Source organism: Mesorhizobium sp. USDA 4132 (assembly GCF_056279545.1).
This window is the reverse complement of sequence record NZ_JBWCCP010000001.1, coordinates 3,877,958-3,901,969: the sequence shown is the minus strand read 5'-3', so window position 1 is coordinate 3,901,969 and position 24,012 is coordinate 3,877,958. Positions and strand designations below refer to the sequence as shown.

Annotated in this window: 17 protein-coding genes; 9 read left to right on the top strand and 8 right to left on the bottom strand. The window is 60.2% G+C overall.

The window, feature by feature from the left end; all coding sequences use genetic code 11:
* Window positions 1-12: 12 nt before the first annotated feature.
* Window positions 13-525, top strand: coding sequence for a RidA family protein (locus ACZ9IU_RS19560; protein ID WP_051899842.1), 513 nt, complete (start codon window positions 13-15; stop codon window positions 523-525).
* Between the two features lie 10 nt (window positions 526-535).
* On the opposite strand, the gene ACZ9IU_RS19555 is transcribed toward ACZ9IU_RS19560, so the two are convergent.
* Complete coding sequence (locus ACZ9IU_RS19555) at window positions 536-1,375, bottom strand: IclR family transcriptional regulator (RefSeq protein WP_038546070.1); 840 nt, start codon at window positions 1,373-1,375, stop codon at window positions 536-538.
* Window positions 1,376-1,477: 102 nt separating this feature from the next.
* On the opposite strand from ACZ9IU_RS19555, the gene ACZ9IU_RS19550 reads away from it, so the two are divergent.
* Together ACZ9IU_RS19550 and ACZ9IU_RS19545 are read left to right on the top strand one after the other, a co-directional pair.
* Window positions 1,478-2,674 (top strand): aminotransferase class V-fold PLP-dependent enzyme, encoded by a 1,197-nt coding sequence (locus ACZ9IU_RS19550; protein WP_038546067.1) that lies wholly within the window; start codon window positions 1,478-1,480, stop codon window positions 2,672-2,674.
* Between the two features lie 30 nt (window positions 2,675-2,704).
* On the top strand, window positions 2,705-4,540 hold the full coding sequence (locus tag ACZ9IU_RS19545) for an ABC transporter ATP-binding protein (protein WP_038546065.1): 1,836 nt from the start codon (window positions 2,705-2,707) through the stop codon (window positions 4,538-4,540).
* Between the two features lie 14 nt (window positions 4,541-4,554).
* On the opposite strand, the gene ACZ9IU_RS19540 is transcribed toward ACZ9IU_RS19545, so the two are convergent.
* The 3 genes from ACZ9IU_RS19540 to ACZ9IU_RS19530 form a co-directional block, all read right to left on the bottom strand.
* Window positions 4,555-6,108, bottom strand: coding sequence for an acetolactate synthase large subunit (locus ACZ9IU_RS19540; protein WP_038546063.1), 1,554 nt, complete (start codon window positions 6,106-6,108; stop codon window positions 4,555-4,557).
* 97 nt (window positions 6,109-6,205) lie between these two features.
* Entirely contained in the window at window positions 6,206-7,513 is a 1,308-nt protein-coding gene (gene gabT / locus ACZ9IU_RS19535) for a 4-aminobutyrate--2-oxoglutarate transaminase (RefSeq protein ID WP_038546060.1), read from the bottom strand.
* 74 nt (window positions 7,514-7,587) lie between these two features.
* The gene (locus ACZ9IU_RS19530) at window positions 7,588-8,172 is read right to left on the bottom strand and encodes a cupin domain-containing protein (protein WP_038546057.1); all 585 of its coding nucleotides are present in this window, start codon (window positions 8,170-8,172) and stop codon (window positions 7,588-7,590) included.
* 928 nt (window positions 8,173-9,100) lie between these two features.
* Between ACZ9IU_RS19530 and ACZ9IU_RS19525 the strand changes: the two genes are divergently transcribed.
* Window positions 9,101-9,367: a DUF6894 family protein gene (locus tag ACZ9IU_RS19525; protein ID WP_038546054.1), complete on the top strand. Its 267-nt coding sequence runs from the start codon at window positions 9,101-9,103 to the stop codon at window positions 9,365-9,367.
* A 12-nt stretch (window positions 9,368-9,379) separates the two neighbouring features.
* Here ACZ9IU_RS19525 and ACZ9IU_RS19520 read toward each other — a convergent pair whose 3' ends face one another.
* On the bottom strand, window positions 9,380-9,913 hold the full coding sequence (locus ACZ9IU_RS19520; protein WP_038546051.1) for a hypothetical protein: 534 nt from the start codon (window positions 9,911-9,913) through the stop codon (window positions 9,380-9,382).
* Window positions 9,855-10,670, bottom strand: coding sequence for a response regulator transcription factor (locus tag ACZ9IU_RS19515; protein WP_157885179.1), 816 nt, complete (start codon window positions 10,668-10,670; stop codon window positions 9,855-9,857). Before ACZ9IU_RS19515 ends, ACZ9IU_RS19520 begins: the two co-directional genes overlap by 59 nt.
* A 634-nt stretch (window positions 10,671-11,304) precedes the next feature.
* Between ACZ9IU_RS19515 and ACZ9IU_RS19510 the strand changes: the two genes are divergently transcribed.
* The 4 genes from ACZ9IU_RS19510 (at window position 11,305) to ACZ9IU_RS19495 (ending at window position 18,611) form a co-directional block, all read left to right on the top strand.
* Window positions 11,305-12,972: a hypothetical protein gene (locus tag ACZ9IU_RS19510; RefSeq protein WP_051899841.1), complete on the top strand. Its 1,668-nt coding sequence runs from the start codon at window positions 11,305-11,307 to the stop codon at window positions 12,970-12,972.
* Window positions 12,973-13,097: 125 nt separating this feature from the next.
* Entirely contained in the window at window positions 13,098-15,095 is a 1,998-nt protein-coding gene (locus ACZ9IU_RS19505; protein ID WP_244447442.1) for a hypothetical protein, read from the top strand.
* Window positions 15,096-15,226: 131 nt separating this feature from the next.
* On the top strand, window positions 15,227-17,260 hold the full coding sequence (locus tag ACZ9IU_RS19500) for a type I secretion system permease/ATPase (RefSeq protein WP_437179029.1): 2,034 nt from the start codon (window positions 15,227-15,229) through the stop codon (window positions 17,258-17,260).
* Window positions 17,261-17,270: 10 nt separating this feature from the next.
* A complete protein-coding gene (locus ACZ9IU_RS19495; protein WP_038546045.1) occupies window positions 17,271-18,611 on the top strand; it encodes an HlyD family type I secretion periplasmic adaptor subunit in 1,341 nt (446 codons plus the stop codon).
* Between the two features lie 782 nt (window positions 18,612-19,393).
* On the opposite strand, the gene ACZ9IU_RS19490 is transcribed toward ACZ9IU_RS19495, so the two are convergent.
* Window positions 19,394-20,938, bottom strand: coding sequence for a hypothetical protein (locus ACZ9IU_RS19490; RefSeq protein WP_244447441.1), 1,545 nt, complete (start codon window positions 20,936-20,938; stop codon window positions 19,394-19,396).
* A gap of 302 nt (window positions 20,939-21,240) precedes the next feature.
* Here ACZ9IU_RS19490 and ACZ9IU_RS19485 point away from each other — a divergent pair, with 302 nt between their 5' ends.
* Window positions 21,241-22,815: an O-antigen ligase family protein gene (locus tag ACZ9IU_RS19485; protein ID WP_038546042.1), complete on the top strand. Its 1,575-nt coding sequence runs from the start codon at window positions 21,241-21,243 to the stop codon at window positions 22,813-22,815.
* A gap of 38 nt (window positions 22,816-22,853) precedes the next feature.
* Here ACZ9IU_RS19485 and ACZ9IU_RS19480 read toward each other — a convergent pair whose 3' ends face one another.
* On the bottom strand, window positions 22,854-23,870 hold the full coding sequence (locus ACZ9IU_RS19480; RefSeq protein WP_367396513.1) for a glycosyltransferase family 2 protein: 1,017 nt from the start codon (window positions 23,868-23,870) through the stop codon (window positions 22,854-22,856).
* Window positions 23,871-24,012: the final 142 nt, after the last annotated feature.

Sequence of the window (24,012 nt, the reverse complement as noted above, 5' to 3'; positions counted from 1 at the left end):
CCTTGAAATCGCATGACAGGAGTTGACGTGAATACGTCTTCAGCAAAGGCCGCTCCCACGGCACAGACACCTTACGATCGGCTGATCGAGCTCGGCATCAAGCTGCCGCCGCCGCCGCCGCCGATCGCCAATTTCGTCACGCATGTCCGTGAAGGCAATATGCTCTACCTCTCCGGCCAGGGGCCACGCGAGGCGGATGGCCATCTGCATGCCGGCAAGGTAGGCGCCGATGTCAGCGTCGATCTCGCCTATCAGCATGCGCGGCTGGTCGGCATCAACCTGCTTGCCGTCATGCACGAGGCGCTAGGCGACCTTTCGCGGGTGAAGCGGGTGGTGAAACTGCTCGGCATGGTCAATGCCGTACCGGATTTCGAAGATCATCCGAGCGTCATCAATGGCTGCTCGGACCTTTTTATCTCGGTGTTCGGGGATGCGGGACAGCATGCCCGTTCTGCCGTCGGTTTCGGCTCGTTACCGGGCAACATCACCGTGGAAATCGAGGCGATCGTCTCGCTGAACGACTGAGGAGACAAGGTCAGTGGTTGCGCCAACCCATCAGCTTCTCGATCCGCTGGGCGGAAGCGCGGACGTGTTCCGTATAGTGGTTCCCGTCGGACACGACCTTCTGTTCAGGCAGCACGATGGAGATGGTGGCGACGCACTCACCGCTCCGGTCGCAGACCGGCGAGGCGATGCAGGCAACCGCATAATCAGACTCCGCCACCTGGATCGACAGCCGCTCCTCAAACGCCTTGCCGGCCGAGTCGGACAGCGTGCGGGCGTCGATTTCGGCGCGGCCGGTCGGCGAGGTGCGGGCGCAGCGCTTGAAAAGCTCGATCCGCTCGGCTTCAGCCAAGTGCCCGACGAGAAGCCGGCCGGATGCCGTCCAGTTGAGCGGCACGCGGGTGCCGACGCGCGAAGCGACCTGGTAATGGCTCGGGCCGTCCGCCATCGCGAGTACCAGCATGTAATCACCGTCGCGGCCGCAGACCTGCACGGTTTCGCCGGCCTGTCGGCAAAGGTCGTGCATTTCGTGGGTCGCGACGCTCATGAAATCCAGCGACCGGGCATAAGCGAGGCCGTAGTGATAGAGGCGGGCGCCGAGCCAGATCGAACCGTCGGCATTGCGGGCAAGCATGTTCTTCTCGACCAGATCGTCGATGATCACATAGACGGTCGACAGCGGCGCCTTGACCGCCTTGGCGATCGCATAGGCGCCGGTCGGCGCACCCGTTTCGTAGAGATAATCGATCACCTGCAGTGCGCGGTCGATGCCGCTCACGCGCGAGCGGCGCGCGCCCTTGGCTTCCGTCTCCGTTTCGGAAACGGCCTCAACGGAGAGGTCTGCGGATGAAGTCTTTGCGTCCAACTCGATGTTCCCCTTGGGGCTCCTCGTGTGATTTCGAGAGTCTATTACATTATTATGGCATAACTGTCGATGGCAATTCGCGGTCGGCCGTCACTTTGGAGAACGACAATGTCCGATGATATCCGCACCCAGATCGGTCTTCGCCCGGTCATCAATGTTTCCGGCACGATGACGAGCCTCGGTGCTTCGATCGTGGTTCCGGAGGCGATCGCGGCGATGGCGGCGATCCTGCCGCAATTCGTCGAGATCAACGACCTGCAGCGCAAGGCAAGCGCGATCATCTCCCGGTTGACCGGCGGTGAGGCGGGCTTCGTCACGGCCTCCTGCTCCTCGGGTATCAGCCTCGCGGTCGCTGGCGCCATCACCGGCAACAACCTGCTGGCAATCGAGAAACTGCCGGACACGGTGCCGGACAAGAACGAAGTGCTCGTACAGATGGGCCATGTGGTGAGCTATGGCGCACCGGTGGACCAGGCGATCCGGCTCGCCGGCGGCAAGGTCGTGCTGATCGGCCAGGCGACCTCGACGCATCGCTACCACATGGAGAATGCAGTCACGGAGAAGACGGCCGCGGCTGTCTATGTCGTCTCGCATCACGTCGTCGACTACGGCCTGCTCAACCTTGTCGAATTCGTCGAAATCGCCCACGCGAAGGGTGTGCCGGTCATCGTCGACGCGGCTTCCGAATATGACCTCAAGCTCTTCCTTTCTCAGGGTGCGGATATCGTCCTTTATTCCGGCCACAAGTTTCTCGGCGGCCCGACTTCGGGCATCGTTGCCGGCAAGAAAGAGCTGGTGCGCAACGCCTTCCTGCAGAACATGGGCATCGGCCGCGGCATGAAGGTCGGCAAGGAGAGCGTGTTCGGCGTCATGGCGGCGCTGGAAGCCTGGGAGAAGCGTGACCATGCGGGCATCCGCGAGCGCGAAACCGGCTGTCTCGATCTGTGGAAACGGACGCTCGACGGCCGCCCCGGCGTCACAGCGCTTATCGAGCCGGATCCGACCAACAATCCGCTCGACCGCATGCGGGTGATCATCTCCGCGCCGGAAGCGCATATCACCGCCTGGGATCTTGCCACAGCACTCGGCCGTGGCAATCCACCGATCATCGTCCGAGACCATGAGGTGGAGCATCATTACTTCTATCTCGACCCGTGCAACCTGCACCCCGGCCAGGAAACCATCGTCGCGGCCCGCCTGACGGAAGAACTCGACAAGGCGCGCGCCTCCAACGAGATCATCGCGACCCCGATCGAAGAGCGCAGCCGCCACCGGTTCGACGGTGCGCTTCGCTGGCCGGACTGAACTGACAATAACGACAGGAAGGGAACGATCATGGCCATTTCGCAAGCACAAGCCGTCCAGTCCACCCAGCCGGTTCTCTCGGTGGAGAACCTGACCACCTCGTTCAACGTGGATGGCGAGTGGAAGTCGGTCGTGCGTGACGTTTCCTTCACCGTTGCTCCCGGCGAAACCGTGGCGATCGTCGGCGAAAGCGGGTCGGGCAAGAGCGTCACCTCGTTGTCGATCATGCGGCTTCTGCAGGAAGGCACCAGCCGCATCGCGGGCAGGATCATGCTTGGCGGGCGTGATCTACTGGCGCTTCCCGAACACGAGATGCGCAAGGTCCGCGGCAACGACGTCGCGATGATCTTTCAGGAGCCGATGACGAGCCTCAATCCGCTCTTCACGATCGGCGACCAGATTTCCGAGGCGCTGCTCTGCCACAAGGCGATGTCGGCGGCGCAAGCGAAGGCCGAAACCATCCGGCTTCTCGAAAAGGTGCGCATCCCGTCGGCCGCGTCGCGTTTCGACGAATATCCGCACCGTTTCTCAGGCGGCATGCGCCAGCGCGTGATGATCGCGATGGCCTTGGCGTCGAAGCCGAAGCTGCTGATCGCCGACGAACCGACGACGGCGCTCGACGTCACGATCCAGGGCCAGATCCTCGATCTCATCAAGCTGCTGCAGGACGAGGAGGGGACGTCGGTCCTGTTCATCACCCATGACATGGGCGTCGTCGCTGAAGTCGCCGACCGGACGATTGTGATGTATCGCGGCGAGCAGGTGGAGACGGGCGACACGCCGGATATTTTTCATCGCGGCAAACACCCCTATACGCGGGCGCTGCTTGCGGCCGTGCCGGTGCTCGGCTCGATGCAGAAATATAAGCGGCCGCTGCGTTTTCCCGTCGTCAACACGGCGACCGGGGAATCCGACGTCCAGGTGGAAGTGGCCGATACGGTTGCCGCCAATGAGCGGCCGGTTCTGGAGGTGAAGAACCTTACCAAGCGTTTCGATATCCATTCGGGCCTGTTCGGTCGGGTGAGCGGCCGCGTGCATGCGGTCGAGAACGTCTCCTTCGATCTGCAGGCTGGCGAGACGCTGTCGCTGGTCGGCGAAAGCGGCTGCGGCAAGTCGACGACCGGCCGTGCCATCATGCGGCTGATCGAGCCGGATGCCGGTTCGGTCGTCGTCGAGGGCCGGGACGTGCTCTCACTCGATAAGCGGGAGATGCGCGAGATGCGCAAATCCGTGCAGATGATCTTCCAGGATCCGTTCGCCTCGCTCAATCCCCGCATGACGATCGGCCAGGCGATCGCCGAGCCCTATCTCGAACACAGGATGGGGACGGCGAAACAGGCGAAGGAAGTCGTCGCAGACATGCTGCGCAAGGTCGGCCTGACGCCCGACATGGTGAACCGTTATCCGCACGAATTCTCCGGCGGCCAACGCCAGCGTATCTGCATCGCTCGGGCGCTTGCGCTCGAACCGAAGGTGATCGTTGCCGACGAAAGCGTCTCAGCGCTCGACGTGTCGATCAAGGCGCAGGTCATCAATCTGATGCTCGACCTGCAGCAGAGCCTCAACCTCGCTTTCCTGTTCATCAGCCACGACATGGCGGTCGTCGAGCGCGTCAGCCACCGCGTCGCGGTGATGTATCTCGGCGAGATCGTCGAGATCGGTCCGCGTGCCTCCGTGTTCGGCAATCCGCAGCATGAATATACGAAGAAACTGATGGCCGCCGTGCCGGTGCCGGACCCCGATCGCCGCCGCGAAAAGCGGGCGGTCGCCAGCGACGAACTCAAGAGCCCGATCCGCTCCGTCGACTATATAGTCAATCCGCTCGACTATAAGACGGTTTCACCGGGCCATCTGGTCGCGATGTAACGGCTGCGGACCAATCAGTCTATCACCGCCTCGATCAGGAACGGTCCCTTGCGGCTAAGCGCGCCGTCGAACAGCTTGACGAATTCCTCGATCGTCGTCGCGCGGCCGGATTCGACGCCGAGGCCCTTGGCGAGCGAGCACCAGTCGAGCTTCGGGGCGTCGAGATCGAGCATCCGCTGGGCATTGCGGCCATAGGCGTTGACGCCGACATTGGTCATTTCGCCCTGAAGAATGCGGTAGGCGCTGTTGGCGAAGACGATGGTGACGACATCGAGCTGTTCGCGGGCCTGGGTCCAGAGGCCCTGCACGGTGTACATGCCACTGCCGTCGGCCTGCATCGCCACCACCTTGCGATCCGGTGCGCCGATCGCAGCGCCTGCAGCCAGCGGAATGCCGATACCGATAGCGCCGCCGGTGATCGGAAGGTGATCGTGGGGCGGGAGCCCGGGCGCCAGAACCGGATATTGGCCGACGGAGGTCAGGCCTTCATCGATGATGATGGCGTTTTCCGGAAGTCGGCGGCCGATGGCGAAGCTGATCGCATCGGGCGTCAGCGCGCCGGTCGGCACCTGGATATCACCCCGCGTCAACCGGTTGCGGATGAAATCCGCATCCGGCTTGATGCCAAGGGCATCGGCAAGCGTCGCCAGCACGTCGGCGAGATCGTGTTCGTGTTCGGCGAGTTGGATGATCTCGCAGGAGGGCGGCAGGGTCGTGCTCGGTTTCCCGGGATAGGCAAAGAAGGTGACCGGGCGTGGTCCGCCGATGCAGATGGCGACCTCGAAATCCTTGAGCGCTTCGACCGCGAGATCGATCTTGTAGGGCACCGGTCTGACGAATGCGCGCCCGGCGCCGCGGGCGCTACGGCCCGAGGACGTTGAAAAAAGTACCGCGCCGGTGGCGGCAGCGATCCGGCCGGCGGTCTCGACCGGCTTTTCCCGCATTGCCTGTCCGGCCAGCATGATCACGACACGCTTGCCGCTGCGCAACGCGGCGACGGAGGCTTTCAGGGCTTCGGGGTCGATCGCCGGCGGGGCAGGGATTGCGGCAGGCGTGAGCGTTTCCGGCGAGACCTCACCCCAGGCGGCGTCCGCCGGCAAGATCATGGTCGAGACGCCGCGATTGGCAAGCGCCGCCACATAACTCTCTTCGGTGCAGCGGCGGATATCGGCTGGGCCGCTGGCGCGTCCGACCCAATGGGACATCGGCCGGGCCAGGCTTTCGATATCGCTGGTCAGCGGAGCATCATATTGAAGGTGATAGGAGGCATGATCGCCGACGATGTTCAGCATCGGTGTGCGGGCGCGGCGGGCATTGTGGAGGTTGGCCAGACCATTGGCGAGGCCCGGGCCGAGGTGGAGAAGGGTGGCGGCAGGCTTGTCCGCCATGCGGGCGTAACCATCGGCGGCACCCGTGACGACGCCTTCCGACAAGCCGAGGATGCAGCGCATCGCGGGCTTGCGGTCGAGGGCTGCGACGAAATGCATCTCCGATGTGCCGGGATTGGCAAAGCAGACATCGACGCCGTTCACCAGAAGGACGTCACACAGCATATCGGCGCCGTTCATGCGTTTTTCCTTATCTTTGCAGCATGCCAAAAGGCTGCCGCGACCGAGAGAAACCGCGGGCCGGATCGGTCCTGCGGTCAGCGGCGATGAGTGAGGCTCAGGCGGCTGCCGAAGCGGTCGCGTCGGAGAATGCTGCTTCAATCGAAGCTTCGAGAATGGCGAGCCCTTCCTCCAGAACCTCCCACTCGACGGTGAGCGGCGGCAGCAAACGGATCACATTGAAGCGTGTCCCGCAAGACAGGAGGATCAGACCGCGGGCCTCCGCTTCCGCGACGATGCGGTTGGTGAGGGCAGGCGCCGCCGTTTTCGATTGGCGGTCCTCGACCAGTTCGAACGCGACCATGGCGCCTAGGCCGCGCACGTCGCCGATATGTTCCATGCCCTGGCGGGTGGCGATTGCCGTCAGCCGCTCGGTGATCCGGCGGCCGACTTCGGCGGCGCGTTCGCAGAGCTTCTCATCTTCGATGACGTCGAGTACGGCGTTGGCGGCGGCGACGCTCAGCGGATTGCCGGCATAGGTACCGCCCAGCCCACCTGGATGGGCGGCATTCATGATCTCGGCCTTGCCGGTGACGGCCGAAAGCGGAAAGCCGCCGGCGAGGCCCTTGGCCATGGTGATCATATCCGGCTTTACGCCGGCATGCTCGAAGCCGAACATCCTGCCGGTGCGCGCCATGCCTGCCTGGATTTCGTCGGCGATCAGCACGATGCCGTATTTATCCGCGACTTCGCGAAGGTGTACGAGGAATTCCTTCGGCGCGACGTTGAAGCCGCCTTCGCCCTGGACCGGTTCGACGATGAAGGCCGCAATCCGCTCCGGGTCGACATCGGCTGCGAAGAGCCGTTCGAGGCCGGCGATCGCCTCCTCGGTCGAGAAGCCGAGATAGGGGTTGGGGAAGGGCGCATGGTAGATATCGGCCGGGAAGGGGCCGAAATTCTTCTTGTAGGGCATGACCTTGCCGGTCAGCGCCATGCCGAGCAGGGTGCGGCCGTGGAAGGCTCCCGAAAAGGCGATGACGCCGGCGCGGCCGGTATGGGCGCGGGCAATCTTCACTGCATTTTCGACGGCTTCCGCACCCGTCGTCACCAGCATGGTGCGATTTTCCGCCCCGGTCGGCGCCATCGCATTCAGCCGCTCGGCGAGCCTGACATAACCTTCGTAGGGCGCGACGTGGAAGCAGGTATGGGTGAAATGTTCGGCCTGTTCGGCGACGGCGCGCATGACGGACGGATGCCGATGGCCGGTATTGTTGACCGCGATGCCGGCGGCGAAATCGATGAAGCGCTTGCCGTCGACGTCCCAGAGCTGTGCATTCAGGGCTTTGTGGGCGAAGATGCCCCGGGTTCCGACACCGCCGGCGACGGCGGCTTTCTGGCGAGACTGCAGATCTGCTGAGACGGTCATGGCGATATCCCCTAAAGTCGATGGCCTAAGCTATAATCTTGCTCATTATATTGAGCAAGAGGGGAATCGCGAAATCAGAGATAGGGCGGCGAGCAGGCCGAAATAACGATCGTCTGCCGGTCGGAGGGGTTGCGGAATCGGTGAGGAATACGGCTGTCGAAGAGGTAAGCCTCGCCGGCCTTGAGGATGCGGACGTCGTCGCCGACCGTCACTTCCAGCTCGCCCTCGACCACATAGCCGCCTTCCGAGGAACCGTGCTGCAGCCGTGTTTCGCCAGTGTCCGCATGGGGGCCGTAAATCTCGTGGAGGATCTGCAGGTTATGCGCCCGCGCATCGCCGATCTGGCGAAAGATCAGCGTGCCGTCACCGCCTGCAATCGGCGATGTGGCAACCTTGGAAGTCAGGTCGACCAGTTCATGCGCTGAGAAGAACGGGCCTTTCGGCGGGCTGCGCTCCGGCTCGAAAAAATCGCCCATGCCGACGCCGAGACCGTTCAGAATCTTGCGGAGCGTCGAAACGGAGGGGCTGACCTTGTTGGTCTCGACATTGGATATCTGTGCGTGCGGAACGCCGGCCCGCTCGGCGAGCTGGCGCTGCGAAAGCCCGGCCGCCCCGCGCATGGCGTTGAGGCGCGCACCGATATCGAACTTTTCATCCATTGGCTTGGTCCCGACTGTTCGGGTCGGTTATGCCGTGGATCTGGATCGCGATCAACTGGATGATATTTTGAGCGGATGATGGCCGCAAGCTTTGGCGCAATCAACGTAGGGTCGCCCCCGTCGATAGGCCTAAGGATATAGCTCATTTGGCGCAACTGCCTGCGACTCACGCGCGTGTTATCCTCCGGCCCTGCGGATCACAGAGGATTTCGCCGATGTTCAGGTGCAGAGACTGCAAGGACACGGGCTGGGTTTGCGAAGCTCATCCCGCCAAGCCGTATACCGGTACCCGATGCTGCGGCTGCGGTGCGGTTGAAATGCCATGTCCCCGCTGTTTCGCGACCCATGGCCTGGACAAATATCCAGAGGTCGGGCGGGTCTTCCCGAAGCAATTCGGCTTCGAACTCAGGTCATCGGTTCAAGGTTCTGACGATCGCCTCTAGCGGAGCGGTACCGTGTCGAGATATCCGCACCAGGTCGGGTTCGGAGCGCTCTGATGTGGTGCAAGTGTAAATCTATGCACCCAGCAGAGTCTCCTTGAGGAAAGCTGCGGCATCTTCAGGAAATCGACCTTTAGAATGACAGCCTTTCGTTGCCGCATTGAACCATGATTGGGCGAGCATCCCTATGCATTTGGCAGGGTGTTGGCTAACGGAGAAGCGCCCATCGCCGCCGTGTGATCCCCATCAAAACTGAGGGGAATGCGGAGGGGGGAACGCTATTTTTTTCCCGGTTTCCAAGGTGGGACGCCAATTCCAGGTTGACCGGCGCGATGGGTAATTTATATATCTGCTAATGTTCTGATTGAGCCTAAACGCAGATCGGGAGATGGGGGGTAAGCGCTTGGAGGTTGGAGCGCCCGCTTCCGTGACGGTTGGATTCGCAATTGAAGCGGCCGCCAGGCTAACCCCGGGGGAGTTTGGGTTCCATGGTGAAATATTTCCTGAATGTCGATCTGAAGGACGGTTTCATTCCGGATACGGAAGGACTTGATTTCCTCAACCTCGAGAGAGCCACAGCTGAAGTCATCTCCGGAATGAGAGACATCATCGTCGAGCATATTCAGCAGGGAGAAACCCTGGCGTTGCGGGCAATATCGATCACCGACGATGCCGGGCATCTCATATCGATCGTTACGCTGGCCGACGCCGTCAACGGTTTCCTGCCTGGGATGAAGGTCTCGGGCCTGGGGTAAGGCTTTGCGGATTTAGGTCGGGAAGCCGTAACGTTCGGTGATCCCCCAGAACATCCGGTTGATTGCGACGAGCGAGTTGATGCTCTCCTGAATACGGCCGATTTCCCGGGCGTCAAGTTCCTCGATCTTTCCGTATTTGATCTCGTCCCGGCTTTCGAAGATGCGCATCGATTGCGTGACGTTGCGGCCGCTGTCGGGATCGAATGAATAGATGCAGTGGTTGTATTTGTTACGGAGCTTGGCTTCCTCGGAAAGGCGGCGGGTGGCTTCCAGGATCTCCCTGCGGCAGACCGGTGCGGTCTTGCGCATCTTAGTCAGCCTGTCCACGAGGTCGATGCGCGCGCGCGTCGTGTTCAAGGTCAGGAAGATGACGATCGCCGTTTCCTTGTCCACTTTGGCAAGGCCGGCAATCATGTGGATCAACAGGCTTTCTGTGTTGGTCCACGTATAGTTCAGCTGCCCAATCAGGAGCAGGATGTCCTGCAGCCTAGTACTTGTCGCCCGAGAGGGAGCGGCCGTCCTGGCCGCGGTTCGTGTCGCCTGCATTGCCGGTTACATCCTTGCGTCTATATTCAAAATAGAGAGCGACGACTTCCGTTCTGTTATGCACGCCGAGCTTGGTAATGATGTTGTGAATATGAATCTTTACTGTGTGTTCTGATAGGCTCAGGGCGGCGGCGATGATCTTGTTCTGGTTGCCCATGGCCATTCTGGCGAGAATTTCGTTCTCACGCTTCGTGAGCTTTTCGATCGCCTGTTTGCCGGCATTGTATGGGGCCGGCTTGGTGTCAGCCGGATCCTCGCTTGTTTCCGGAGGCGGGCTTCGCTGAGCGCGGTAACCTGTCGACGGGAAATATGTACCGCCCTTCAATACGATCCGCAGGCCTGACAGGAAGACATCGAGATTGACGTTGAACGGCAGTATCCCCTGAACGATTTCAAGCTCTTTTGCTCTTTGATGATCGGAGGCTATTTCGCCGTCGTCGGTACCGATCAGCGCGAGTGTTGCAGCGGGATGATAGCGGGCCAGTTCCGGCCAGTATTCGGCGAGCGCAGAGGCTAGGCGGACATCCGCCAGCATGAGCTGAACCGGATTGTCAAATTCCGCCGAGGCCAGCTTGAGATCGGGAACCGTCTTGACGCAAAGCCACGGAAATTCGCTTTCGATGGCCGCAGTCATTGCGGTGGAGATTGTTCCCGGCGAGCAGATGAAGAGGAGTGTCCGGATTGCATTCATTCTCTTCAAGGCGTTTGTTGCCAGATCCAAGCCGACATGTTGTGAAACACCATGCGGAATTTGCATGGATAGACCTCCCTCCCGTCGTTGATCGAAAGTACACGCAAAGTGGTGCTCCGAAGATCTTATTAGGGAACGGTAAACCAAGACCGGAAGGGTGGGAATAGACCGAACGATTTACCGAATAGATCGAATCGGTGATGGGATTTGGCATTACAGGTCGTTCTTCCGCGAACGAACCATGATCAGACAGCGTTTCCTCCGGTGAGACGCGAGTTGCTGCATACATAAGGCTGCATTTATCACCGATGTGCCTACCTCTTCTTGGTTAGACCATTTCACCCATAGAACTATGCTCACATAGTATTCATCAGGTTGCGCTAGCTCGAAATATTACCTTATTTCTTCTGAGCAATCGGGACAAAGTGCCTCATCCCGAAGCAGCTGAAGAACGAGCGCTGAAGAACGTTCGTCGATGCGCGCTGTCACGAGCATACGGCCATGCCGCCGCTCGTTCCAGGTCTCTCGGGAAACTAGGGGAGAGCTAAAAAAATCAGACATCACGAGAGAAAGACCGGCGAACGGTCGCGTTGACGCGCGCCCTCTCGCCAGAGGCCAATGACTCACTTCAACAGCGACGAGCAAAGACCCCAAGAAGATGAATGGTGGTCACGCCGTCGCAGTCAAAGAGGATACTGTGATGGTAGACAAACGCCACGCGTTCAACACTGTTGTCGACGATCCGACGGACAGCCAGGAACAGCAGCAGCAACAGCAGCAGCAGGAACAACAACAGCAGCAACAGTCCAGCGACCAGAGCCAGACGAGCGAGTCGACGAACGACAACGACAACTGGAATGGCAACGGCAATCTGAACCTGAACGGTAACGGCAACCTGAACCTTAACGGCAATCTCAACGAAAACGTCAATGAGACCACCGTTGGCGTCGCTGTCGATGTCGGTGTCGATCTTGAAGGTTACACGCCGACGGACGACGACTTTGCCGATGTCGACATGCAGCACAGTTCCATCGACGGGATGTTCAACATTCGCATCGATGACTTGCTCAACAACTCCCTGAACGGTGAAGGCAATGATGTCGGCAACGTCTTCAGCCAGGTCGCCAACATCCAGGACAATGACAAGCTCGAAAGCGCCACCGTCAGCAACGATGGTTCGTTCGAACTGAATGGCACTGCCGAGGGCGGCATTGCGCTTGCCTCCGACGGTATCAATGCCGGCGGCGGCGGCGGCAATGGCGGAAGCCATGCAGATGCCGATGGCGGTGATGGCGGCAATGGCGGTACCGCGCTTGGCGGCTTCGCGGTTGGCGGTGACGGCCTTGGCGGTTTGGCCGCAAGCGTCGCAGCCGGCGGTAAAGGCGAAGGCGGCGATGCCGACGGCGGCGACGGCGACAGCGGCGATGCGGAAAGCGACGCCGATGGCGGCAAGGGTATCGGTGGCCGTGGCGGCAATGGTGGCGACGGTCTCGGTCTCGGCCTGGGTCTCGGCCTCGGCCTTGGCGCCGGGCTCGCCTTTGCCGGCGACGGCGATCAGGGCGGCAGCAATACGGCTGGCGACGGCGCTGCAGGCGGCAATTCCGGCAACTCCACCGGTGGCAATGCTTCCGACGCCGGAGACGGCGGGGATTCGAACGGCGGAGCATCGGCAACCACGATCGGCAGCAGCCTCGGCTTGCTCAATCCGATCTTCGCCGACGGCGATGGCGGTGCGGGCGGCCCTGCCGGTGACGGTGGTGGAAACACCGGTGGTGACGGCGGCGATCCGACCGGCGGTGACGGCGGCGCTGGTGGCGACACCGCGGATGCCGGTGACGGCGGCGCTGGCGGCAGTGCCCTTGGGGCCGGTCTCGGAGCTGGTTTCGGCGCCGGGCTTGGTGCCGGGCTTGGTGGCGACGGCGCAGCAGGTGCCGCCGGTACCGGCGGCGCAGCAACATCCGACGCAGCAACCAGCGGCGATGCTACCGGCGGTGACGCAACATCGGGTGCTGGCGAAGGTGGCGCGGCGCTGAGTGGCGCATGGGCCGATGGTACCGGCGGTGGCGCGGTAGGTGGCTGGGCATTCGGCGGTGCTGGTGCTGCTGGCGGCGATGGCGGCCTGGCCTATACCGGCGCCGGCGGAGCTGGTGGCGACGGCGGTGTCTGGGGCTCGCACAACGGTGACGACGGTTTCGTGACCGGCACAAGCTCCGCTTCGGCCGATGCGTCGATCGACACCCACGCCTTCAACCAGGAAATCGTGATGGGTGCGAACCTGCAGCAGAACGCAATCGACATGACGATCGTCGGCGGCGACCTCCACAGCACGGTGGCAGGCGACGACACCCACGACGGCACCAGTCTCTAAGCCGTCGCTTTCCCTGCTCCAGGCAGAGACCTTCACATCGCGGACTGCGCAGACCTCCTGCGCAGTCCCTCATTCCGAACGACCTGTGGTCCAGGCATGCCAATACAAAGGCAGCGGTTATGACGATGATGGATACAATCACGGAGGAAATCGCTCATTTCATCGGGCTCTTCCACACGAACGTCGAGGATGCGCGCCTGCGGGATAATTACGCCGATTTCTCGCTCAACACGCCCGAACAATTCATCCCGCCATCTGTCGCGACCCCATCCCATTTCGAGGCGCCTTACGAGCTGCTCGGCTTCGATCCGTCAGTGGTCTACAAGGCTCCCGCCACTTTCACGCCCATCTGGCATCCCCACTTCGTGGGTCGATATGACCATCCGTCAATTCCCATCGTAGAAATCAGGACGCATTACGGCCGGCATGAGATGCCGCGGCACGAGTATCCATCCTATGCAAGCGGCAAGTCCTTCACATTGGGGATACAGCCTCTTGGCTCGGTGGTGAACTTCATCGTTCAGGCCGCTTCGCTTTCCGACAACGACAGTTTCGGCGTCGGGGGGCACGGCCTCACGTTCAATCCTGCTCCGGTTGACAACGGCGAGCTGCTGGATAAGGCGCAGGAGGTCTTGTCGGACGCGCCGGTCGGCCATCTCGACATGCCTGAATCCCCGGCAGACCTTATCGAGATCATCAAGTCCGTCGCCAGTGAACTGGAGTCCCTTTCAGCCGATTCCGGCGGGCCGATGGAAGCATTTGTCCATCAATCCACGACGATCGAAGGTACCTATGTCAACGGAGTGCTCGTCGACGAGGCGCCGAAGCTGGAAGATTATCACTCCTTCGGTAAGGATGCAGATGACGCCGACGCGGAAGAGGATGCTTATCCATCCAATGCCAAGATCTTTGCGGATGGCTCCGTCCAGGTAGACGCTTCGGTTGAACTGATCGGCGGCGCCAATACCACCGTCAACGATGCCGTCCTCAAGAATATCTGGACCGGCGCAACGGTGACGGCGGTCGTCGGCGACCATTTCGAGATCAACGCGATCATCCAGGTCAATGTCATTCAGGATGTCGACGCCATTACCTCGGCGATCAGCAGCTGGACGAACGACGGCGCACCCGACGAAATATTCAACATCGCCACATTCCACAGGGTCGATCCGCTGCAGGACGACAGTGCCTCCTCGCATGCCAGCGGAGGTTATCCCGGAAGCTGGATCGTCACGGAGATCCAGGGCGACCTGCTGATCGTCAATTGGCTGGAGCAGTACATCTTCATGTCCGACAATGACGTCGGCATCCTGTCGTCCTCCGGCGCCACGACCAAGGTCATTGGCGGCGACAACATGAGCGTGAACCAGACCTCGATCTACGAGCTCAGCCATGCCTACGATCTGATATTGGTTGGCGGCAGCCTTTACGACGCCAATATCATCCACCAGATGAACATATTGTTCGACAACGATATTGTCGGCGCGGTCACGGGTTTCGAAACGACCGGCGAGGGCGCGTTTTCCAGCGCCGGAAACCTGCTCTGGAACCAGGCCCATATCTACAATATTGGCGGCGCCGATCGTTTCGACACGCTGCCTTCCGCCTACCTGGACACGGCGGCCGATTTTGCCGGCGGCGGAAGAAATCTCTCCAGCGGCGTTCTGACTGATCCGGCGTTTGCGGGATTGGCCGGGTTGCGCGTTCTCTATATCAGCGGCGACATGCTGAATATCCAGTATATCAGCCAGACCAGCATCGTCGGCGACAGCGATCAGATCGCCCTGGCGATGAATGCCGTCAATCCTCACGCGGAAGCGGCATGGTCGATCTCGACCGGGGGAAATACGCTCATCAACAACGCCGCGATCGCCGACCTGGACTCTCTCGGCCATACCTATGTCGGTGGCGAGCAATACTCCCAGGAAACGCTTTTCCAATCGGGATTGATTTCAAGCCATCCGGAATTGGCGGCGCACGATCCCGATGCACTGGTCAACGAAGCGGTGGCCTTTCTCGACGATTCGATGCTGCAAGCCGATCCAACCGAGCCTGGATACGGCGTGCCTGTGGATCATGACGGCCACTATCAGAACGATGGACTGCAACATGTGCTCGGATAATGGGGGGAAACATGTCGGACGCCCAAAAGAGGGCCGACCTAGAACAGGCCCACGATCACGATGAAAGTCGGCAACTTGCCGGGGAGGAATTTTATGCAAAATTGGAGCGCGCCGTGGACGAATGCCTGAAAATGTCATCCGGTGACGCAGTCTCTTCAGCAACGATATCCAGGCTGGAACCCAAGAACTCACCACCGAGTTCATTGCGCGTGAACGAGGGCTCGTCGGGCGCCGATATTCTGGCCATGCCTGCCAATGGCAGGATCATCGAACCGGAGATCGAGCCGAAGCCTCCGCAGCGCGAAGCGACGGAGGCAAAGGCGCCGGAAGGCATGATCACGATCGATGCCGACACCGGGCCATTGCGGACAGAGGCAAAGCCCTTTGGAAAGCCGCCGACGACCGGTGGCGGGCGTGGCGGCGACGGTACGTTTCACAAGCGCCTCGCGCCGGTCGACTTTTCTGCCAGCCTGCGCGCCGGCGTTACTGCGGTGCGGCGGAACCTGGCGATCGTCATGTTTTTCACCGTCGCCAGCAATATCCTCGTGCTTGCGATCCCGACCTACCTGTTCCAGATATCGGACCGGGTGCTGACCAGCCGTTCTCTCGACACGCTGGTGATGTTGACGATCGTGATCGTCGGAGCGGTCATCCTGCAGGCGGCCTTCGATGCTCTTCGACGCTTCATCCTGATGCGGACCGCGGTGGAAATCGCGGCACAACTTGGCGCTCCGATCCTGAGCGCGGCCGCCCGCGCCTCGCTTCAAAGCAATGGTCGCGAATATCAGGTGCTGGGCGATCTTCAGCAGGTTCGTTCATTCCTCGTCTCCAGGACTTTGCTGTCGTTTCTCGATGCGCCGATCGCACCTCTCTTCGTGGTGGCGGTCTTCCTCATCCACCCGCATCTCGGCTTCATCGTGGTGCTGACAGCCCTCATGCTGCTGGCCTTCACCCAGATCAACCAGCGGATGACCGCCGAGCCGTTTGCCGAAGCCAATACGGCGCAGGTGAAGGCCAATCTTCATCTGGAATCGATGTCGCGCAATTCGCAGATCATCAACGCGCTCGCCATGATCCCCGAGACCGTGCAAATCTGGGGCAAAGACACGGCTTCGTCGCTCAAGTCGCAGGTCATCGCCCAGGACCGGAATATCACCATTGCGGCCATATCGAAGGCCTGCCGCCTTCTGACGCAGATCGCGATGCTCGGCTGGGGTGCCTTTCTGTCGATCGAAGGGCAGCTCACCGGGGGCATGGTGATCGCCGCCTCCATCATTGCGGGTCGCGCGTTGGCGCCGATCGAAGGGGCCATCGAAGGATGGAACCAATACAGCCAGTCCCGCGCGGCCTATGCGCGCATATCGGCGCTGCTGAAATCCTCGCCGTTGAATTTCGACCGCCTGAACCTGCCGAAACCCGAGGGGCGCCTGGATGTCGAGCGCCTCCTTTATGTGCCGCAGGGGACGAAGCGCGTCGTGCTCAACGGCGTTTCGTTTGCCCTGCAGCCGGGGGATTCCCTGGCGATCATCGGCAATTCCGGTGCCGGCAAGACGACCCTCGGGAAAATGCTCGTCGGATCGGTCCTGCCCACGTCGGGCAGTGTCCGATTGGATCTGATGGACCTGAGGAACTGGGATCAGCGCCAGTTCGGCGAAAACATCGGCTACCTGCCGCAGGACGTGCAGCTCTTTCCCGGCACGATCAAGGCCAATATTGCCCGGATGCGGATGGACGCGGATGACGAGCAGATCTACCGGGCCGCAATGCTTGCCGATGTTCATGAGATGATCGCCAGCCTGCCGCACGGATACGAAACCGTGGTGGCGGCCGATGGCTCTCCTCTTTCCGGCGGCCAGAAGCAGCGTATTGCGCTTGCCCGGGCATTTTTCGGCGATCCGAGGATGGTGGTGCTGGATGAGCCGAATTCCAATCTGGACAATGCGGGCGATGCGGCGCTGCTCCACGCACTTCAGCATGCCAAGGAACACAAGATAACCGTCGCGACGATCACGCAACGTCCGGCTCTCCTCAGCAGCGTCGACAAGGTCCTGCTGTTGGTCAACGGCACCGTCGCGCTGTTCGGAATGCGGGCGGACGTGCTGAAAGCCATCGAAGCGCGCGGCATCGATATCAATACCGGGTCATTCGGCCATCAGTTGCTATAGGGGTTGGGGCATGTCTGCTGTCGCGAAGGTACACGATCTCGAATGGTACTCGGAGGTTCCTCGGTCGGTCTGGAAACAGACGGTCGCCGGCCTTGCGCTGACGGCCATAGCCTTCGGCGGTTTCGGCACCTGGGCTGCGACCGCCCCGCTTGCGGCAGCCGTCATCGCCCAAGGCAGTTTCGTCGCAACCGGCCGCAACAAGATCGTTCAGCATTTCGAGGGCGGCATCATCAGGGAACTGCTGGTCAACGAAGGCGACCAGGTTGTCGAAAACCAGCCGGTGATCAGGCTGGACGAGACCGCGTCGCAGGCCAAGAAACGGGAATTCTTCCTCAGACGCGTCAGGCTGGAAGCAACGGCCGCCCGGCTTACCGCTCAATCCGAGGCCGCCGACTCCATGACGATTTCGTCATACCTCAACGATTTCAGGGATGACCCGGATGTTTCCGCGATTATCCTCACGCAACAGCTCAACTTCAAGGCCCAGCGCATGAAGCTGGCGACCGAGCTTTCTCTGCTGAAGCAGAATATGAAGGCATTGGAGTTCCGGAGCGAAGGTTACACCCGCCATCGCGATGCCATGTCGCGGCAGCTCATGTTGCTCAAGGACGAATACGATACCAAGCGGGTCCTGCTGACCAAGGGATTGTTGCGCGCAACCGAGGTCAGAGCGCTTGAGCGGGCGATCGCCGATGCCGAGGGGCAGATCGGCCGCCTGGAGGCAGAAGTTTCGGAAACCGGAGCCGAGCTCCTGAAGGGGCAGCAGGAGATCACGCGTGCGGAGGAAACGTATCGGGAGGAGGCACTCGACCGCTTGCAATCGATCCAAGGCGAGCGTGATGCGGCGCGTGAACAATCACGCGAAGCCGACGACGTGCTGCGCCGGGCTACGATCCTCGCGCCGGTCTCCGGCACGGTCGTGCGGACCTACTACCATACGACGGGTGGCGTCATCGAAAGCGGCAAGGGGATCATGGAGATCCTGCCGGCCGGCGTGCCGTTGATCATCGAGGCAAAGGTGCCGCGCAACGAGATCGATAGCGTCAAGGTGGGACAAAAGGCGACGATCCGTCTCATCGCCTTGAACCAGCGCACCACCCCGGTCCTGAGGGGCGAGGTGTTTTATGTCTCTGCGGACGCAATGGAGGATAGCAAGGCGGGGCTCTCAAACCACGACGTCTATGTCGCGCGCATCAACATCTCGTCCGAGGAGATCGCCCGCATCAAGGGATTTACCCCGCAACCCGGCATGCCTGCGGAGATCATGATTCAAACCGCAGTCAGGACTTTTTTCAGCTATCTGATCAAGCCGGTTGTCGACAGCATGTCGAGAGCATTCACCGAACGCTGACAGGGTGTAACGCTCGTGGGGACGCCCGCACTTGGTGCTTTCCCGCTGCTGCCAAAAAAGAAGCCCTCGCCGATCAAACAGCGAGGGCGTCCACAAACGGGAAGTCATCGAGGCTGACAGGACGCCTCGCACACCATAACACCACGAGCCATGAGAAATGTCAGGTTCACCAAAAGGAGAAGGCCCGACCGTTTTTCCCGTTCGAGCCTTCAGCAGTCTGTTTGGCGAAAGTATTATTCCCTTATCTGCACACCATATCAACTCAATCAAAAGGATTAGGTTCTATCAAACGTTGCAGTAAGTATGTGATTTAATAATCACCGGTTGATTCCTCTTTTTCCACATAGGATTTGAGGCGATGTACATGAGGTAGATCGCTATTCACTCAAAATTTATTGAGCTAAATTAGGCATCGGAAAGTTACACTTGAGGTGTGGCCCGTTTGCAATATCGCCGATCTAGGATTGTGGTACTTTGTAGTGCGGACTTGAGCAGAACGCCTCGGGTTTCGGCGTGGTAGGCTGACCGGTTGCCATACCCAGGCAGCCGGTCAGTTGTTTGATGAATACCTTCATCGCATCCGCTCAATCTTTCGACGACCAAAGTCTGGCGGGCATCCGCTCCTCGAGGACATCGGATTTCAGGCCCATTGCTTTTGGGGATGGAGCGCATCAGTCGCCAACCGGCGTCCATGGCAAGGACGTATGTCCATACCTTTCGCGGTTCCGCCTTCGGGTGATGTCGCGGGTTCCAACTGCCGAGCAGAAAGCGGATGAGACGGCTTACAGGGCAGGTTTGCGCTTAAGAACCTGTTGGATCGCTTGCCATTTCGGGTGGCTGCCGCCCTCTTCTTCCAGCAATCCCCAGCTGCCCCATTTATTGGGTTCGCTCATCGACGAAAACACGGCGTAGAGGTCTCCGCCCGACATCCGCCAGTTCCTGAGATGGCGAAGGTAGAGTTCGCCCATTCGGCGGTCGCGATTGGCTGCAACAAAGAGATTTGTCAGTCGTTCGTTGTTTTCCGCTCCGCTGCTGCCAACCAGGTGCTGGCCCCCTTCGTAGGCGTAGAGCTTGACGCCGTATTGTTTGGCGATCGCTGCCTGCTCCTGAATGGTTTTCTTGTTGTCTGTCTCGACTTCATTCTCGAGTGCCGAGAAGAGGCGGTTGAGCGACCATCTCGAAACCTCTTCCTGTCGGTCCGGCGCGCCAAAGCCCCCACCGAAATAGGGAGCTATCGCAAGCACATCCGCATGCGCCTTGACACCTTTCCACGACAGGATCGTCTCGCTGGTCCAGACGTTTACGGATTGTGCCGAATAGACGCCGACGATCCTCTGTCTGGCGGCACCGAAAATGTCTTCCCAGATTGCCAGTATTTCGTTTGTCCGCTGTGCGTAATAGCGGAGCTGCGCTTCGTAGTCATTGGTCGAGAAGCCGAGAGCAAGGCCGCGGCTGCGGGCATGGTCGGCCTGATCGAAGCTGGTGTTCCAGACTTCATTGGAATATTCCACATGGATCTTGAGATCCGGGTCGAGGTCTTTCCTGACCTGTTCCGCGAAATGACGAACATAATCGTCGTCGGCAAGATGGGGCATGTTGAACCACGGATCCGATTTTACCAGATTGCAGAGTTCGATCATGTGTTCGAGCGGTACGCCGAGTTCGGATTTACCGAACTGGCCGGGCCTTGGCCTGTCGCTCCAGCTCTGGACCCTCGAATTGTTGGTTCCCATCCAGTCCATGAAGCGCAGCGTCGACATGCCGCTCAGCCGGTCCAGAAATGGCGCCCTGAACGTCTCCTTCGGTATTGGTCCGCGCTCATACACCCGGATATTGCGGATCGGATCGGTCGGATCGGTTTCCATCACCATGGAGGTGAAGGGCGCTTCCTTTCGAAGATTGCGCACATCGTCGCGCCCCGGCGACCGAGACTCCAGTTCGGCGCCGGCTATGTAGCCAAGCTTGCCCTTGCCGTCGTAGTGGACCGAAAGCTGGACAGGCAGGTTTTTTCGATGCGCGGTGAAGATCAGGAAGCTCTCGACGAACGATCCGGCCGGAACTCGCGTCGGATACCCGTCCTTGGTCATCGGCGGCAGTGGCGTATCCCATGTGAAGGGGGCGTCCTTGACCTGCACCCGCCAAGGCGAAGCATTGTAGGCGAGGTTGGAAAAAGCCTGCTCGGTTGCCCAATAGCTCATTCCGGTGATGTTCAGTCCCACTTGTTCGGGAAAAATCTCGTCGCCCGCGTTGGCGCCGGAGGGGATGCCGCTCAGGACTGGTGCGATCGCGACATTCGACAGCATTTGGAGAAACATTCGGCGGTTCACGGCGGATCCTTTCCTGATGCTGGCGTTGGGTCGTCGGTTTCAATGGGCAGGAACTGTGGGCGCGGCCGTCTTGAATCGAACGGCATAGCAGGAGCGCAGGCAAGCAAGGCAAATGGCGGTACGGGGGCTACGATCGAAGTAGGCGTTAGCTCTTTTGGATATGTGTGGGAAGGCGAGCCGGGCGTGTAGCCTAAGTCGAGGCGCGCAGCCGGGGTTGCGCATTGGCAAGGGGCAGCCATATGGGGAAAAGTCGCAGTGCGAGACGTCTTAGCACGGGCGCGGTTTCAGGCGCGAGAGCTTAAATGCCTGAATATCTCCGTGCTCTCCTCTACGTTCTGATCATCAGTGCTCCCGCGCTTTATATCGCCGGCAAGGTTGCCGTGCCCCTCATCGGCGAAGCTGAATTCAAGCTTTGGCGCAATTGCTGGGTCATCGCGACCTGCGCTACTTTCCTGTCGCGAAGTTTCTTCGATTTCGCTGCCGCGCTTGCGATCATGAGCCTATATATCCATCGAAATTCCAAGCAGCCCGTCCTGCTCTACGTGATCCTGATGTTCGTGGCGCCCTGCGTTCCGATCGGGGTGGGCATTCCGGGCGTTTTCAACAGGATCATCGATCTTGATCCGCCGCGCCTGCTGGCGGTCGTCATCCTGTTGCCGATCGCGATCAGGCTCTGGAGAGAGCACGACAATCGAGAACTTCGCGGCCCGGACGTCCTGGTCATCGCCTTCTTCGTCTATATATCCTTGCTTGCCCTGCGTCTGGGGGATCTGAATTCTATTCTGCGCGTCGTACCGGGCTATTTTCTCGACATCCTGCTTCCCTACTTCGTCTTCAGCCGATCGCTGCGCTCGGCGCTGGAAATAAACCAGGTATTGCTCGCCTTCGTCGTAGCGGCGCTGCCGCTTGCCGCGATCGGATTTTTCGAAATCTGGAGAAACTGGCGGATCTATTACGTGGTGGTGCTGCAATGGGACGTGGTGTTGATCACCGTCTATCTTTTCCGCGACGGTTTTCTGCGTGCCGCTACGACGTCGGTGGAGTCCATCGCGTTCGGATTCCTTTGCATGACCGCGGGTGGCTGCCTGCTGGCGTTGCGGACGCCAAAGTCGTTGGGCCTCTGGCGATATGCTGCGCTCGGCGTGCTGATGATCGGGCTTCTGTCCAGTGTCTCGCGCGGCCCCTGGCTTGGTTTCGCGCTCTGCGCAATGGTGCTGCTGCTGACCAATCTGCGGGTCTCGCTCAAGCTGCTGGTCGGAATGATCCCGGGTATTGCCACTCTGATATTTGTGCATCCGCCATTCATCGACCGGTTTACCAACCTGCTTCCATTTGTCGGTTCTGCCGACAAGGGCAGCGAGACCTATCGCTCCAGGCTTTTCGAAAACTCGATTATCGTCATCGAGCGTTATCCGCTTTTCGGATCGGACACATTCGTGCGCGAGCCGGAGATGCAAACGATGATCCAGGGGCAGGGCATCGTGGACGTGGTGAATACCTACCTGCAGATTTCACTCCATTACGGATTGATCGGCCTGCTGTTGTTCGCGATGTTCTTTGGAGTGCTCGCGGTCAAGCTCGCTGCCCTGTTCTGGACAAGCAAATCGGATATCGTCAGTTATGAGGGCGTGCTCGCGCTTCTGGCTGCCATGCTCTTTACTATCGCGACCACCAGCAGCGTTTCGATCATTCCCTATATCTACTGGCCGTTCTCTGGCCTCTGCGCCGCACTTCTGAGACGAGGCGCGGGCATGGAGTGGGAGTTTTTTCCGCTGGCCAGGGCAGGGATGAAAAGCATGGGAACCGGGCTGCGATACCCGGTCATGCAGACTTCCGTCGAGGTCAAAAAGATGCGGGTTCTGGGGTCGCGCCACTAGCGGCGGACAACCGCCGAGCCGGTGTTCAGCAATGGCTACTATTTATATTCGATGATCCGCTGTTGGCGATTGATCAGCCGGTTTACATAAAACTGAGCGATGCCCTGCATCTCCGGGAACTTGCCGAGGACATCGAATGTGGCGAAGATCCATCTATCACCTGGTTTGGATGCGGTTCTGAACGCCAGGCGCAGGATCTGAAGCGGATAGGCAAGCAGCAGCGCGAGGCCTACAGGATCGAGAACCGTGCCGAAGATCGCTGCCAGTGGTACCAAACCGCCCCAGAAAACCGCGCGCCTGAAATTCCTGGTCCATATCCTGGATGGAGATTTCCGGTGGAGATGGGACACCTGTGCATAGGCATGCCCGCAACGCACGCTTCTCCGCCACCACTGGCTCAGGCGGCTTATGTCCGCATCGTGACGCGTCATTTCGCAGGGAAGGCGCCAGATCTTCCAGCCCCTCTCTCGCAGGCGGACGCAAAGTTCCGGTTCCTCTCCCGCGATCAGCTCGTTGGAGTAACCGCCGAGATCCTTGAGGGCAGAGGCTCTGATGAGGATATCGCCGCCGCATGCCGGGACTTCGCCGGGCGGGCCCTCCCATTCGCGGTCGCACATGGCGTTGAAGATCGTACGGTCGGGATGCCGTTCGCGCCGATCTCCGAAGACCAGCGCGACATCCTTGCGCATGACCAGAAAGGTTGTGGCCGTCGCGATCCACCTGGTGTCAAGTTCGCAGTCCCCATCCAGGAACTGCACAAAGGCCGTGTCGGGCCAGCGTTGCATGACAGCATCAAAACCTGCATTGCGCGCGCGCGCCGCCGTGAATGGAATTGCCATGTCGAGCGGCAAAACCTCTGCGCAGAGCTTGGCGGCCGCCTCGACGCTTCCGTCCGACGAGGCTGAATCCACGTAGATCGTACGCTCGCGATGGTTCTTCAGCGAATTGAGGCAGTCGATGAGACGCTGCCCTTCGTTACGTCCGATCACAACGACGCAGACATCAGCCCCGAGCCCCGAATAGCTGCCGCGGTGCATTTGGATATCCATGTCCATGTGCGCGTATCCCCCGGCCGTTGGTTTATTGGTCATCTGTCGCGATCTCGGCCTCGGAACGTGATAAGCCTCTATACTGTCTGTATAATTTCGGCTCGCTGGTGTAAATTTACCTCTTTGGTGGAAGCCGATGCCGCGCTCC